The sequence below is a fragment of the Embleya sp. NPDC059237 genome (assembly GCF_042754105.1).
Taxonomy (GTDB): domain Bacteria; phylum Actinomycetota; class Actinomycetes; order Streptomycetales; family Streptomycetaceae; genus Embleya.
The window spans coordinates 504,077-516,925 of sequence record NZ_JBHZAE010000004.1; the positions used below are offsets into that span (position 1 = coordinate 504,077).

Sequence of the window (12,849 nt, forward strand, 5' to 3'; positions counted from 1 at the left end):
GGGGCTTGGGGCCGCCGCCTCGCCCTTCCGGGCTTCGGTGGGTTATTCCTTTGCGCCTACCGCGTCGATGGGGGTGACTCGTAGGAGTCTGCGGGTTACCGGGGCTACGGTCAGGGGAGCCAGGAGTAGGGCTGCCGCGCTGATGGCCAGGCACAGGGGGAGCGGGATGTAGGGGGTCGTGGTGTCGAACGCGCCCTTGTTGAACGGCACCAGGCTGGCCATCGCCACCGACAGGCCCAGGCCCAGGCCGATCACCCCGACCAGGATCGCCTCACGCCGGATCACTGCACGGACCTGGCCGTGGGTGCTGCCGATCATCCGCATCAGGCCCAGTTCCCGACTGCGGGCCGCCGTCGTGACCACCATCGTGTTGATCGCCGCGATCGTCGCGAACCCCGCGAGGATGACCAGCATGATGTAGTTCAGCCACTTGTTCACCTCGCGGTCCTTGTCCATCCGGGCCGCGTAGCCCTCCCGGTCGTCGACCGACGTCCCCGGGTGTTCCCGGGTCAACCCGGTCAGCGCGGCGTCCGCGGCCCGTACGTCGGCGCCGGGGGCGAACCGCACCAGGAGCCGCGCGTCCCACGGCGTCTCCACGTGCCGCTCCACCGCGGCGCGCGGCAGGGTCGCCGCCGCGGTACCCAGGCCACGGTCGTAGATCGCCACCAGGACCGGCGTGATCGGCGTACCGTCGCCCAGCCACAACGACACCGGCCTGCCCACCTTGCCGTGCAGCGCCGACGCCAACTGCCGGTCCAACGCGATGGCCCCGCCCTCGGGTTGCGGCGCACCGGCCCGCAACGCGTCGGTGCTGCCCTCGCGCACCCCGAGGTCCAGGGTGGTCGCCAGGTCCCGCGTGGTGCCGCCGACGGCCTGGGCGCTCTCCTTCTGGAGACCGCCGTCGCGCACGACCACCACGGAGGTGTTCAGCACCGACGTCACCGACGCGACGCCGGGCGCGGCGGCCACCCGCTGGGTGGTCTGCGGCACGAAGCCCGGCCCGGCCAGGACCCGATCGGCGGTGACCGCGTCCCGGGACTGCACGCTCGCGTGGTGGTCCTCGGCCGCGAACATGAAGGTCAGCGTGGCCGCGAAGGCGACGGCCAGGGTGATCGGGGTGATCGCCGACGCCAGGCGCCGCGAGTTGGCCCGGGCGTTGTCGAACGCGAGTTGCCCCATGGCGCCGAACCGGCTCCCGAACCAGCCGATCACCGAGACCAGTACGTGCGCCAGGATCGGCCCGAGCAGCCCGATCGCGACCATGAACAGCATGATCACGCCGCCGGACGCGGCGACCGCGTCCTCACCGGTCGCGCGCAGCGCGATCCGGGTCACCGCGATCGCGCCGCCGAGCGTGCCGAGTCCGAGCAGCAGCCGGAACCAGCCGACGAACACCCGCTCGGAGGCCGCGTCGCCCAGCGCCTCGGTCGGCTTGATCTTCGCGCTGCGTCGGGCCGCGAGCAGTCCCGCGCCCAGCGCGGTCAGCGCGCCCGCCCCGACCGCCACCACCATCGGGATCCAGCTCACCGACACGGTGACGCCGTGCGCGATCAGGCCCCGGCTGTCCATCGCGCCGAACCACCAGCGGGCAAGGAGCGTGCCGGGCAGCACCCCGACCACGCCCGCCGCGAGCGCCACCAGGCCGGTCTCGGTGGCGATCATCCGCCGGATCTGCCACGGCGTGGCCCCGACCGCGCGCAGCAGCGCGATGTCGCGCCGGCGCTGACCCACGGACAGTGCGGTGGCCCCGGCGACCACGAAGACCGCCACCAGGAGCACGATGCCGCCGAGGGTGCCGCCGATCGAGGTCAGCATCTCCTGGGTGTCGCCGAACTCGATGTACTCGGCCGCGCCGCGGCCGTCCCCCGTGGACACCTTGACGTCGGTGCCGGCCACCGCGGCGCGGACGTCGCGGGCCACCGCGCCCGGGTCCGCGCCGGCGGCGGTCAGTACGCCGATCGCGGTGACCGTGCCGGGATGCCCGGCCAGCCGCTGCGCGTCGACGTCGGACACGTACAAGTGCGCGCCCCGCCCCGGCACCACCGCGCTCACCCGCAGCGCGACCTCACCGCCGGGCGTGGTCAGCGACACGGTGTCGCCGACCTTGGCGGCGCCACCGGACGCACCGGCCGCCGCGCTCGTCAGCACGACCTCCCCGGCGCCCGGCGCGGCGCCCTCGCGGGTACCCGCCAGCGTCGCCGAGGACCAGCCGTGCCCGTCCACCACGGCGCGCCCCGTCTGCGCCGGGAAGGTCACGTCGGGAATCACCCCACGCACCCCCGGCACGGCGGCGATCCGACCGGCGAGCCCGGCGTCGATCCGGGTGCGCTCGGGCAGCGGCGCGGACTCGGTGTACTTGCCCTCGCCCTTGCCCAGTTGTTTGCTCACCTTGGCGGGCCCGGTGACCAGGACCGGCGTGTCGGCGTACCGTTCGGGCGTGGAGTGCGCGCGGACCCCGCTCTCCAGGAGCACGCCGCACATGGTGACCAGCATCGCGGCGAACACCAGCGCCACGAAGGAGCCCGCGAAGGACGCGGGCCGAAAGCGCACGGAGGTGCGCGCGAGACCGTTGGGTCGTGGCAGCGACATGATCAGGCCGCCTGTCGCTGCCGCGTGTTGCCCTGGGACAGGTCCACCATCCGGGCCGCGATCGCCTCGGGGGTGGGCCGGTACAGCTCCCCGGCGAGGTTGCCCTCGGCCAGGAAGACGACCCGGTCCGCGTAGGAGGCGGCGACCGGGTCGTGGGTGACCATCACGACGGTGGCGCCGGTGTCGTCGACGGCCCGGCGCAGCAGCGCCAGCACCTCGGCGGCGGTCGTGGTGTCGAGCGCGCCGGTCGGCTCGTCGGCGAACAGCACGTCGGGCCGGGTGACCAGCGCGCGAGCGATCGCCACCCGCTGCTGCTGGCCGCCGGACAGCTGCGCGGGCCGCCGCCGGGTGTGCCGGTCCAGGCCGACCATCGCCAACACCTCGGCGGCCCGGCCGCGTTCCGGCCGCTGCCCCGCGAGGCGCAGCGGGAGCAGTACGTTCTTCTCCACGGTCAGCGACGGCAGCAGGTTGAACGCCTGGAACACGAAGCCGAGCCGGGTCCGGCGCAGCCGGGTGAGCTGGTTCTCCTTCATCGCGGTCAGGTCGTCGGTGCCGAGCAGGACCCGCCCGGAGTCCGGCCGGTCCAGGCCGGCGGCGCAGTGCAGGAACGTGCTCTTCCCGGAACCGGAGGGGCCCATCACCGCGGTGAAGGTGCCCCGGGGGATGACCAGATCGATACCGCGCAGTGCGTGCACGGCCGAACTGCCGCGCCCGTAGGCCTTGGCCACCGCCTCCAGCCGCACCGCGCTGTCCGTCGGCACGGGCGACCCCATCGACACCGGCGACCCCACCGGCACGGGCGACTCGCTGCCCATCGACACGGGCGACCCGTGCTGCGGGGGGTACTCGGCATCCCGCTTCGCCTGCCGAGTCCCACGACCGCCTCGCCCGAACATGCTGCCTCCCGTGTCCTGTACCGCTCGCTGCCCGGTACCGCTGTCGAAACCAACGGTTCGAAGCTACGGATCGCGAGGGGTCGGGCACGATGGGGCGACCACGCGAATCGGGGGTGGTGTCAGCACCACCCCCGAGGTTCGGGGCGAGGGCGCGTCGGTCAGGCGACGGGACGGGCGCCCGGCTTGGCCCGGCTGGGCACCACGAAGGTGACGCCGAGTGCGACGATCGCGGCGCCGGCCGCGCAGACGAAGGTCAGTACGAAGCCGCGTTCGGCGGGCAGCCCGCCCGGACCGGGGTTGGCGGTGAGCAGCGTGGTGGAAATCGCGCTGGCGCAGGACATGCCGACGGTGCGGGCGATGGTGTTGATGCCGGTGGCGATGCCGGTCTGCTCGACCGGCACGGCGCCGACGATCAGGTTGGCCATCGCCGACATGGCGAGCCCGATGCCGATGCCGAACACGAACATCGCCACCAGGATGTGCCATCCGCTGGTGTGCAGCGTCGCCAGGAAGACGAACCCGGCGGCCATCAGCACACACCCGGCCACCATCGCGAGCCTGGACCCGAAGCGCTTGTCGATCACGCCCGCCATCGGCCCGATCAGCAACATCGCGAACGCCTGCGGCAGCACGTACAGCCCGGATACGGTCACGGTCGTGCCGAAGCCGTATCCGGTGCTCTCCGGCATCTGCAGAAAGCGCGGTACGAGGAGCATCCCCGCCATCATCGAGAAGCCGACGAGCAGTCCGCCGAGGTTGGTCGCCCACACCCCGCGCAGTCGCATCACCCGCATGTCCACGAGCGGTTCCGCGGCGCGCGACTCGGCGAACACCCACAGCCCGAGGAAGACGAATCCGGCCACGAACAGCCCGATCGTGTTCACCGAACCCCAGCCCCACGACTCGCCCTTGCTCAGCGCGAGCATCACGCCGACCAGTCCGAGCGACATCAGTGCGCCGCCGAGCCAGTGGATTCTCGCCTTGACCCGGATCGGCGATTCGGGAATCAGGAACCACGACGCGACCGCGGTGACCAGGCAGGTGACCATCGGAATCCAGAACAGCCAGTGGTAGGACAGGTGGTCCATGATCGGCCCGGTCACCACGATGCCTATGCCGCCGCCGATACCCATGATCGCCGACATCAGCCCGATCGCACCGGCCCGGCGCTCCGGCGGGAACTCGTCGCGCACGATGCCGAAGGACAGCGGGAAAACCGCGCCGCCGAAGCCCTGGATCACCCGACCGATGATCATCAGCCCGACGGAGTCGGCGAGCGCGCAGACCAGCGAGCCGACCGCGAGCATCCCGATGGTGAACACGAACAGGCGCTTCTTGCCGTACATGTCGCCGAGCCGCCCGAGGATGGGCGTGGTCACCGACGCGCACAGCAGGTAGCCGGTCATCAGCCACGAGGTCGCGTCCGCGCTCGCGCCGATCTCGGTCTGGATCTGCGGAAGAGCCGGCGCCAGCATCGACTGGAGCAGCGAGTAGGTGAGCGCGCCCATGATCAGGACGAGCAGGACGAATCCGGTCCGGTTCATCCCCCCTCGGTCGGTGCCGGGGGCATCGGAGGCGGTCGGGGTTTTGGGGGCGGTGGGCGGGACAGTGGCGGCCGGCGCCTGCTGCGCGCTCTTCAAAGCTGGTTCCTTACATGTACGGGGCACCGGCTGGATCACACGACGGCCCGCGGCGGGGGTTTTTGGTTGGGTGTATCAACCGACTGTATGCGCCCGATCCGACATGAGGACACCGGGAAAAGAGACCCGGGGGTAAATTCCCCGTAAGTATTTGCCGCTCGAAGCACCGAAATCGGCCAAATAGTGGGCAAAGCTCGGCATCGCGTCGTATGCCAAGATCGATCTGACGCATCGTCACCTTCTGGGAAGGCAACCCCGTGACGGATCGAGAACCGGAACTGCGCATCACCCACATCTCCGAGACCCCGTGGCACGAGGTCAAGGCCCAGTCGCACGGCGGACGGCGCACGTCGGTCTGGGAGAAATTCCTGGAGTGGTCCCCCGAGCGCCTGGTCATCTACGCCCGCTACGACGCCGGGGTCGTGGTCGAACGCCACGGCCACATGTCCGAGCACTACGTCTTCGTCCTGGCGGGCGAGGTCCTGATCGGCGACCGCCCCTGCCCCGCGGGCACCCACATCACCCTCGAACAGGGCGCCGCGTTCGGCCCGTTGATCGCCGGTCCCGAGGGCGCGACGTTGTACGAGATCATGTGCGGCGACCCGAGGGCGGTCCCCGCCGATCGCGAGGGCTTCGAACGCCTGTGCGCCGAACGCGACATCACTCCCCTGCCCAATCCCCCGGTCCCGTGGCCCGACTGGCTCGCCGCCCGGACGGACGGCAACCCGGCGGCGGAGGGCGCGGCGACGTAGGCGGCCCACCCGCCCGCACCCCGACAGGCCACACGGCGGGCCACCTCGCCGGGTGGCCCGCCCACACGCCGTCGAGTCGCGCGGACCGCGCAAAAGTCAGGCCACTCGGCTCTCATTGGCCCTGTCCCGGCGATCCGCTCGCCGCCTAGCCTCGAACGTATGGACTCGAACCCGGACCAGAATCCGATCCGCGGGCACGCACGGTGGAGTGCGGAGCCCGGTTGGCTCAACACCGCGAGTCACGGTCTACCGCCGGACGTCGCATACGAGGCGATGACCCTGGCCCAGGAGTCGTGGCGCCTGGGTCGCACCGACATGGACGAGTTCCACGCGGCCGGCGAGCGGGCCCGGGCGACCTTCGGGCGCCTCGTGGGCGCGCCGGCCGCGACGATCATGGCGAGCGGCACCACCTCGGCCCTGCTCGCCCCGTTCGCCGCCGGCCTGCCCGTCGGCGGGCGACTGGTGGTGCCCGAGGTGGAGTTCACCTCCAACCTCTTCCCGTGGCTGGTCCAGGAGGCGCGGGGCGTCGAGGTGGTCACCGTGCCGGTGTCCAAGCTGGTCGAGTCGATCGACGAGCGCACCACGGCGGTCGCGTTCAGCCTGGTCCAGTCCGCCGACGGAACGATCGCCCCCGAGGCGGACATCGTCGCGGCGGCCCGCGCATACGGCGCGCGCGTCTACGTGGACGGCACGCAGGCGTGCGGCTGGCTGCCTGTGGACGTGACCCGCTACGACCTGTTCGTGGTCAGCGCGTACAAGTGGCTGATGACCCCGCGCGGCGCGGCGTACGGCTACGTGGACCCGGACCTGACCGAGCGCACCCTCGCGCACGCCGCCAACTGGTACGCGGGCTCGCCCGACGGGGATCCCTACTACGGCCCGCCGCTGCGCCTGGCCGCCGGCGCCCGCCGCTTCGACACCTCGCCGGCCTGGTTCTGCCAGGTGGGCGCCGCGCCCGCGCTCGAGGTGGTCGAGCGGATCGGCGTCGAGCACATCCGGGCCCACAACGTCGCCCTGGCCAACCGGTTCCTGACCGACCTGGGCCTGCCCGCCGGGGACAGTGCGATCGTGGCCATCGAGCAATCCGACGCCCAGGCCCGGCTGACCGCCGCCGGCATCCGCTTCTCCGCCCGCGCGGGCCGTACCCGGTTGGCGTTCCACGTGTACAACACCGAGGCCGAGGTGGACGACGCGATTCGCGCGCTCACCGCGTGACCGACGGGTGGGCCGGGCACCGACCGCGGTCCCGGCCCGGCCCACCCGCCTGCCTTCAGATCAGCGCCGCCGCCAACCGCCGCCAGTCCGCGGTCGGGGCCTCCCCCAGGGTGTCGCCGAGTACCTGCAGGCACACGTGGTCGGCGCCGGCCGCGACGTGGGCCCGGACACCTTCCTCGACGGCGGATTCCGACCCGGACAGGATCAGGCGGTCGATCAGCCGCGCGCTGCCGCCGGCCTCGAAGTCGGCCTCGGTCAGGCCCAGGCGCAGCAGGTTGCGGCGGTAGTTCGGCAGGGTCAGATACATGCCCAGGTGGCTGCGGGCGCGGCGCAGCACGGTTTCCCGATCGTCGGAGAGCACCACCGCCTGTTCCACCGCGAGCAGGCGGTCCGGGCCCAGTGCCGCGCGCGCCTTCGCAGTGTGCTCGGGGGTGACCAGGTACGTGTGCGCGCCCTCGGCCCGCTCGCGCGCGAGGTCGAGCATGCGCGGTCCGAGCGCGGCCAGCACCCGCGCCGGACGCGGGGTGTCGGCGCCGGCCGCCAGGTACAGGGCGGAGTCCATCGCGTCCAGGTACTCGCGCAGGTGTGCCAGCGGCTTCTCGTATCGGCGCCCGCCCGGCCGCAGGCCCTCGACCAGGCCGTCGTGGCTGATCCCGAGCCCGGTCAGGAACCGACCCGGGTACGCGTCGTCGACGGTCCGCGCCGCCGCGTTCGCCGCCATCGCGTCCCGCGCCCAGACGTTCGCGATCCCCGTCGCGGCGGCGATCCGGGGCGCGGCGCCGAGCACGAGCAGCGCCTGCGTGAACGCCTCGCGGCCCACCGCCTCGCCCCACCACAGCGTGCCGTAGCCGAGTTCGTCGAGTTCGGCCACCGTCTCGCGCAGTCGCGACACCGGCATGTGGTCGAGCGCGGCGGTCCACAGGCCGATCCGCCCCAGCTCCGGAACGGGTCGATGCGCGGCCGGTACACCGGGCGATGGCGTGGTCATGGGAACCCCCGAGAGGTCGTGGAACGAAGAGGCGGCACCAACACGACGCGGCCTGCGTCGCGAGGCCCCGACGCGGCGCCGCGACACGACGCGACGCCGCGCCACCGCACTGTACCGGCGCACTGTAACGCTGTAACAGAGACCCTTTCCCACACCCCGCCACCCGACATGGACAGCCCTTGGTTTCCGCCGGAACCGTCGACGGGGAATCATGAGTCCTGTGCTGTGAACGGGCGTTCACCGGTTCGGCCGCCCGCCCGCGCCGTCGACCCACCACGCCCGCCACATCCACCACGCCAACGCCGTTGCCGGATCCGTCGGAGACCTCGTGCAGAGTCCGCTGTTCAACCACACGGTGAGCCAGTCCGCAGAGCGCTACAGCCTGCAGAGTGCGCACATGCTCCGGGTCCTGCTGGCCCCGGAGGTCGGCACGGAGGTGCTGGCCCGCAAGGGCGCGATGGTGGCCTACCAGGGCAATGTGCAGTTCGAGGGCGCCTTCCAGACCGCCGCCGAACTGCGCACCGGCGCGCTCACCGGCGACATGCTCGACCTGATGCGCTGCCACGGGCACGGCACGGTCTACCTCGCCAACCAGGCGCAGAGCATCCACATCCTGAACCTGAACAACGAGGCGCTGATCGTCGAGGACGAGAACGTGCTGGCCCTGGACGGCACGCTCAACTGGAGCGTGATCCAGATCGACGCCGCCTACAACGTCGGCGGCATGGGCGCGTATTCGATGCAGATCGGCGGCACCGGCAAAATCGTGATCACCACCTCCGGCGCACCGCTCGTGCTGCGCGCCTCGCACGATCGTGAGGTGTTCGCGGACGCCGACGCGGTGATCGCGTGGACCGCCGGCCTGCAGACCAGCCTCCAGGCGCAGACCACGTCCCAGCGCATCTGGCGGCGCCGTCGGCAGACCGGCGAGGGCTGGACGATGGCCTTCATGGGCGAGGGCTACGTGGTGGTGCAGCCCAGCGAGATCCTGCCCGCGAACCTGACCGCGACGGACGGCAACCGCTACTTCGGCATGGGGCGGGACGGCTTCCAGAACAACAACTGGGCCGGCCCCGGCGGCCCGCACGGCACCGCGCCCCCGCCGCCGCAACAACCGGGCCCGTACGGCCCCCCGCCCGGCCAGTACGGTCCGCCCGGCCCACAGGGACCCTACGGCCCACCGGGACCGTACGGACCGCCGCGCTGACCGAGGCGGGGCATCCGGACCCCCGCGCCGGACCGGACCTACACTTCCCGCTGCCGCGGCGCCCGGGCCAACTGCCGGGACTGGGCGACCAGTCGCCCCGCCGCGTCCCACACCTCGCCGTCCTCCTCCAGGAAGCCGCCGGCCAGGTTGCGCGTGCGCAACGACACCCGCAACCACCCCGGCACCGGCCTGGCCCGCACATGCACGGTCAACTCCACCGTGGGCACCCAACCCCGCAGGCCCAGGTCGAACGCGGTCGGCGCGAGCGAGTCGACCGCGAGCAGCAGCGCGAGCGGATCCGGGTCGCGCCCGTCGGCCAGGCGCCACCAGGCCCGGATCTCGCCGCGCCCGGACGGCTCGCCGGCCGCCCAGCGCACCGTCGCGGGATCGAGCAACTGCTCGCTGCGGTGCATGAAGGCGTTGCGTCGGAACGCGGCCGGGAGGGCGCCGCCCGCCGCGCACTCGGCCAACGAGGGGAACTCCGGCGGCCGGGCGCTGGTGCGCACCTCGGGATCCAGCGCGGCGAGGTCGCCGTAGGTGCCGGTCACGTGTACCCGGGTCTCGCCGTCCTGGACGATCCGCGCGGTGCCGGTGGCCAGCGTGCGTCCCGCGCGCAGCACCTCGGTGTGCACCTGTGCCGGTCCGGGGCGCGAGGCCGTCAGGTAGTGGGCGGTGATCGTGAACGGATCCGGTTGCGGCAGGCTCGTGCCGAGCGCGCGGGCGGCGAGGGCGAGCAGGTAGCCGCCGTTGACGCCCATGCCGAACGCCCAGTCCGCGGAGAGTGTGGTGTCGAAGGCGCCTGGGGCGTCCGGGCGGGCCACACACGTGGTGTCCCGGTCGAGTTCGTAGCGCGTCCCGTCCTCCGGGGTCGGCGCGGTCTCGGCGGCTGCCTGCTCGGTCATGGTGGCCACTCCACGGTGCTCGGCTGACGTATCGTCAGCACTCGGCTGACCCACCATCAGCTTGACACAGTCAGGCAACCGTCACAGATACGAGCCGTCGTCACCGTCGTCCGAAACCGGCCGCAGCGGGCCGATCTCGCCGCCTCCGGGCCCCATCGTCAGGGTCAGCCGGATGCCGCCCCACAACCCTTCCAGCCAGCCGACCAACTGCGCGTGCACGATCCGCAGTTCGGCCATGCTCGGGGCGTCCGGGCCGGCGAACGGCGCGGCGAGGCGTTCCAGTTCGGCGTACAGGTCGGGCGCGAGCGAACGGCGCAGCTCGGGCAACGAACGTTCGTAGACCGCCCGGACCCGGCCGCGCCCCGGTTCGTCCAGCGGCGCGTCGCGCAGCTCCTCCATGAGTCGGCGAACCATCTCGGCGATGCGCATCACCCGATCGGGTGCTGGCACCAGTTCGCCCAGCGGACGTCGGTCCTCGTCATCGGGCGCGGCGGCGGGCGTCGGGTCGACCATGCGCCGCCCCTACCCCGAGCGGGTCGGGGGAAACGGCTCGACCTCAGCCCCGCAACCGAGACGTGGGCGGATTCGGCGGTGCCACCGGCCCGGGTACACATCCCCGCACCGGCTCGCCGGACTCGCCCGGCTCCGGGTCCGGGTGCGCCCGCGCCGCCTCGTCCTCGACGGAAGCCTCCGCCGGCCGACCATCCGCAGCCGGCCCCGCCCGCTCCACCGCGGGCGGCGACGGCGAGGGTGACCCGAACTCCCGGGCGTCCACCGCCCGTTCCGCCCGCGCGCGGGCCTTGGCCGCGCGCAGCACCACGATCACGCACGCGAGGAACGCGAGGTATGCGGCCGACCCCACCGCCAACCAGGTCCACACAGCCCTCTCCCCACGTCAGCCGCTCACCAAGAGCAATCAACCGAAATCTACCCGTAAGCGAGGCTCGCCCAACGCGTCTTGTGCGCCCGGCTCGTGCGGATTCCGTGGAGAACCTGCGAAGGCTCGCCGCGCGGATCGATCACGACGAACCCATGCCTTCGAAGGACGCCCGACACCCGGGCGAAGTTCCCCTCGCGCACAACGGACTCGATTCCCCACCGCCGCAGCGTCCTGCCCCGAATCCCCCGCCCCAATCACCCTATGGCAGCGAGGACGGTTCGGGTTTGTGGGCCAAAAGGGTGGCGATCGTCCTGGTCGTTCCTTCGTCCGGTTCCTGCAGCAGTCGCGAGGTGACGACGAGGCCGGCCTGCTCCAGGAGCGCGACGATGCGATCCGGCGGTTGCAGGTGGGACTCGTACGACACCGGATGGCCGCCATATGCCCGCGTCGGTCGCAGACGCACACCGTCTCCCACGTGGCCGGCCACCATCACGGAGCCGCCGGGTGCGAGCGTGCGATGGAATTCGGCGAACACGACGGGCAACAGCTCCGGCGGCGTGTGGTGCGTGGAGTAGTAGGCCAGGATGCCGCCGAGTTCGTCGTCCCGGATCGCGAGCGCGGTCATCGAGCCCACGGTGAAGCGCAGGCTCGGGTGGGCCCGCCGGGCCAGATCGATCATCTTCGGGGACAGGTCGATGCCGAATACGGGCACCCCCAGGTCCGCCAGATGCGCCGTGACCTTGCCTGGCCCGCAGCCCAGGTCCGCGACCGGCCCGCGGTCGGCCGTGCGCACGATCTCGGCGAACGTGGTGAGCATCGCGCGGGACAACGGATCCAGGTCGGCCGGGCTCTTGACCCGTTCGGCGTAGTCGGCGGCGACGGTGTCGTACGACTCCCGGACGGCGGCGAGGTAGGAGGGCTCGGTCACGCCGGCGACTCTACGAGAGCGGACGACCGGCCCGCGGTCCATGCTTGCGTAACGAGCAGTACCGATATATCGTTGAGCCATCGCGAACGATCGCGATACGTTCACAAGATCGCGGAGGACCATCGGATCATCCGCGTCGAATCAAGGAGAAAAACTCATGCACCGCAACAAAGGACGCTCCCGTTGGGGCGACGAAGAGCACAACCGCCCGGCCTTCGGATCGTGGGGCCCGCCGCCCCAGGGCCCGTGGGGGCGCGGGCACGGTCACGGTGGGCGTGGCGGACCGGAGGGGCGCGGGCGAGGCCGCGGGCGCGGCGGTCGTGCCCGCCGCGGCGACGTGCGGGCCTCGATCCTGGCCCTGCTCACCGAACGGCCGATGCACGGCTACGAAATGATCCAGGAGATCGGCGAACGCACCGGCGGCGTGTGGAAGCCCAGCCCCGGCTCGGTCTACCCGACCCTGCAGCTCCTCGAGGACGAGGGCGTGATCGAGGGCGTCGAGGGCAGCGGCCGCAAGCTGTTCACGCTGACCGACGCCGGCCGCCAGGAGGCCGCCGCCCTGCCCGAGGACTCCAAGCCGTGGGACGAGGCCAGCCAGGGCGTCGACTTCGAGGCCGTCCACGACATGCGCTCGGCCATGCACGGCATCGGCGACGCACTGCGCCAGTTGATGTCCAACGGCACCGAGGCCCAGCGGGCCAAGGCACTCGAAGTGATCACCGACACCCGCAAGCGGCTCTACCTGATCCTGGCCGAAGCCGACTGATGTCGGCCGCCCGAACCACCGGGCGCCGCCCCCGGCGCCCGGCCCCGATCGCCGATCCCGGCGATCCCCCGCAGCGCGTCCCGGCG

At 72.2% G+C, this 12,849-nt stretch carries 12 protein-coding genes; 4 read left to right on the forward strand and 8 right to left on the reverse strand.

Annotated features, from left to right (window positions below; translation table 11 throughout):
- Positions 1-42 precede the first annotated feature (42 nt).
- The 3 genes from ACFXKZ_RS16360 to ACFXKZ_RS16370 form a co-directional block, all read right to left on the reverse strand.
- Positions 43-2,589 carry an FtsX-like permease family protein gene (locus ACFXKZ_RS16360; RefSeq protein WP_380000847.1) on the reverse strand — a complete coding sequence of 849 codons (2,547 nt, stop codon included), beginning with the start codon at positions 2,587-2,589 and terminating at the stop codon, positions 43-45.
- 2 nt (positions 2,590-2,591) lie between these two features.
- A complete protein-coding gene (locus ACFXKZ_RS16365) occupies positions 2,592-3,485 on the reverse strand; it encodes an ABC transporter ATP-binding protein (RefSeq protein WP_380000850.1) in 894 nt (297 codons plus the stop codon).
- A gap of 158 nt (positions 3,486-3,643) precedes the next feature.
- The gene (locus ACFXKZ_RS16370) at positions 3,644-5,125 is read right to left on the reverse strand and encodes an MFS transporter (RefSeq protein ID WP_380000852.1); all 1,482 of its coding nucleotides are present in this window, start codon (positions 5,123-5,125) and stop codon (positions 3,644-3,646) included.
- Between the two features lie 257 nt (positions 5,126-5,382).
- Here ACFXKZ_RS16370 and ACFXKZ_RS16375 point away from each other — a divergent pair, with 257 nt between their 5' ends.
- Together ACFXKZ_RS16375 and ACFXKZ_RS16380 are read left to right on the forward strand one after the other, a co-directional pair.
- Positions 5,383-5,877 (forward strand): hypothetical protein, encoded by a 495-nt coding sequence (locus ACFXKZ_RS16375; protein ID WP_380000854.1) that lies wholly within the window; start codon positions 5,383-5,385, stop codon positions 5,875-5,877.
- Between the two features lie 159 nt (positions 5,878-6,036).
- Positions 6,037-7,092, forward strand: coding sequence for an aminotransferase class V-fold PLP-dependent enzyme (locus ACFXKZ_RS16380; RefSeq protein ID WP_380000856.1), 1,056 nt, complete (start codon positions 6,037-6,039; stop codon positions 7,090-7,092).
- Between the two features lie 55 nt (positions 7,093-7,147).
- Here the strand turns inward: ACFXKZ_RS16380 and ACFXKZ_RS16385 are convergent, their stop codons facing one another.
- Entirely contained in the window at positions 7,148-8,080 is a 933-nt protein-coding gene (locus ACFXKZ_RS16385) for a TIGR03620 family F420-dependent LLM class oxidoreductase (protein WP_380000858.1), read from the reverse strand.
- 328 nt (positions 8,081-8,408) lie between these two features.
- Between ACFXKZ_RS16385 and ACFXKZ_RS16390 the strand changes: the two genes are divergently transcribed.
- A complete protein-coding gene (locus ACFXKZ_RS16390) occupies positions 8,409-9,287 on the forward strand; it encodes an AIM24 family protein (protein ID WP_380000860.1) in 879 nt (292 codons plus the stop codon).
- Positions 9,288-9,325: 38 nt separating this feature from the next.
- Here the strand turns inward: ACFXKZ_RS16390 and ACFXKZ_RS16395 are convergent, their stop codons facing one another.
- The 4 genes from ACFXKZ_RS16395 to ACFXKZ_RS16410 all read right to left on the reverse strand — a co-directional run bounded on the left by ACFXKZ_RS16395 (position 9,326) and on the right by ACFXKZ_RS16410 (position 11,997).
- Positions 9,326-10,189 (reverse strand): thioesterase family protein, encoded by an 864-nt coding sequence (locus tag ACFXKZ_RS16395; protein WP_380000862.1) that lies wholly within the window; start codon positions 10,187-10,189, stop codon positions 9,326-9,328.
- An 81-nt stretch (positions 10,190-10,270) separates the two neighbouring features.
- Positions 10,271-10,702, reverse strand: coding sequence for a proteasome activator (locus tag ACFXKZ_RS16400; RefSeq protein WP_380000864.1), 432 nt, complete (start codon positions 10,700-10,702; stop codon positions 10,271-10,273).
- A gap of 43 nt (positions 10,703-10,745) precedes the next feature.
- Positions 10,746-11,069, reverse strand: a complete 324-nt coding sequence (locus ACFXKZ_RS16405; RefSeq protein ID WP_380000866.1) for a hypothetical protein — start codon at positions 11,067-11,069, stop codon at positions 10,746-10,748.
- 259 nt (positions 11,070-11,328) lie between these two features.
- Positions 11,329-11,997: a class I SAM-dependent methyltransferase gene (locus tag ACFXKZ_RS16410; protein ID WP_380000868.1), complete on the reverse strand. Its 669-nt coding sequence runs from the start codon at positions 11,995-11,997 to the stop codon at positions 11,329-11,331.
- Positions 11,998-12,154: 157 nt separating this feature from the next.
- Here ACFXKZ_RS16410 and ACFXKZ_RS16415 point away from each other — a divergent pair, with 157 nt between their 5' ends.
- Positions 12,155-12,763: a PadR family transcriptional regulator gene (locus tag ACFXKZ_RS16415; RefSeq protein ID WP_380000870.1), complete on the forward strand. Its 609-nt coding sequence runs from the start codon at positions 12,155-12,157 to the stop codon at positions 12,761-12,763.
- Positions 12,764-12,849: the final 86 nt, after the last annotated feature.

Coding starts and splice junctions, on each gene's coding strand:
- ACFXKZ_RS16360 (WP_380000847.1), bottom strand. CDS start 2,589: ATGTCGCTGCCACGACCCAACGGTCTCGCGCGCACCTCCGTGCGCTTT.
- ACFXKZ_RS16365 (WP_380000850.1), bottom strand. CDS start 3,485: ATGTTCGGGCGAGGCGGTCGTGGGACTCGGCAGGCGAAGCGGGATGCC.
- ACFXKZ_RS16380 (WP_380000856.1), top strand. CDS start 6,037: ATGGACTCGAACCCGGACCAGAATCCGATCCGCGGGCACGCACGGTGG.
- ACFXKZ_RS16385 (WP_380000858.1), bottom strand. CDS start 8,080: ATGACCACGCCATCGCCCGGTGTACCGGCCGCGCATCGACCCGTTCCG.
- ACFXKZ_RS16395 (WP_380000862.1), bottom strand. CDS start 10,189: ATGACCGAGCAGGCAGCCGCCGAGACCGCGCCGACCCCGGAGGACGGG.
- ACFXKZ_RS16400 (WP_380000864.1), bottom strand. CDS start 10,702: ATGGTCGACCCGACGCCCGCCGCCGCGCCCGATGACGAGGACCGACGT.
- ACFXKZ_RS16415 (WP_380000870.1), top strand. CDS start 12,155: ATGCACCGCAACAAAGGACGCTCCCGTTGGGGCGACGAAGAGCACAAC.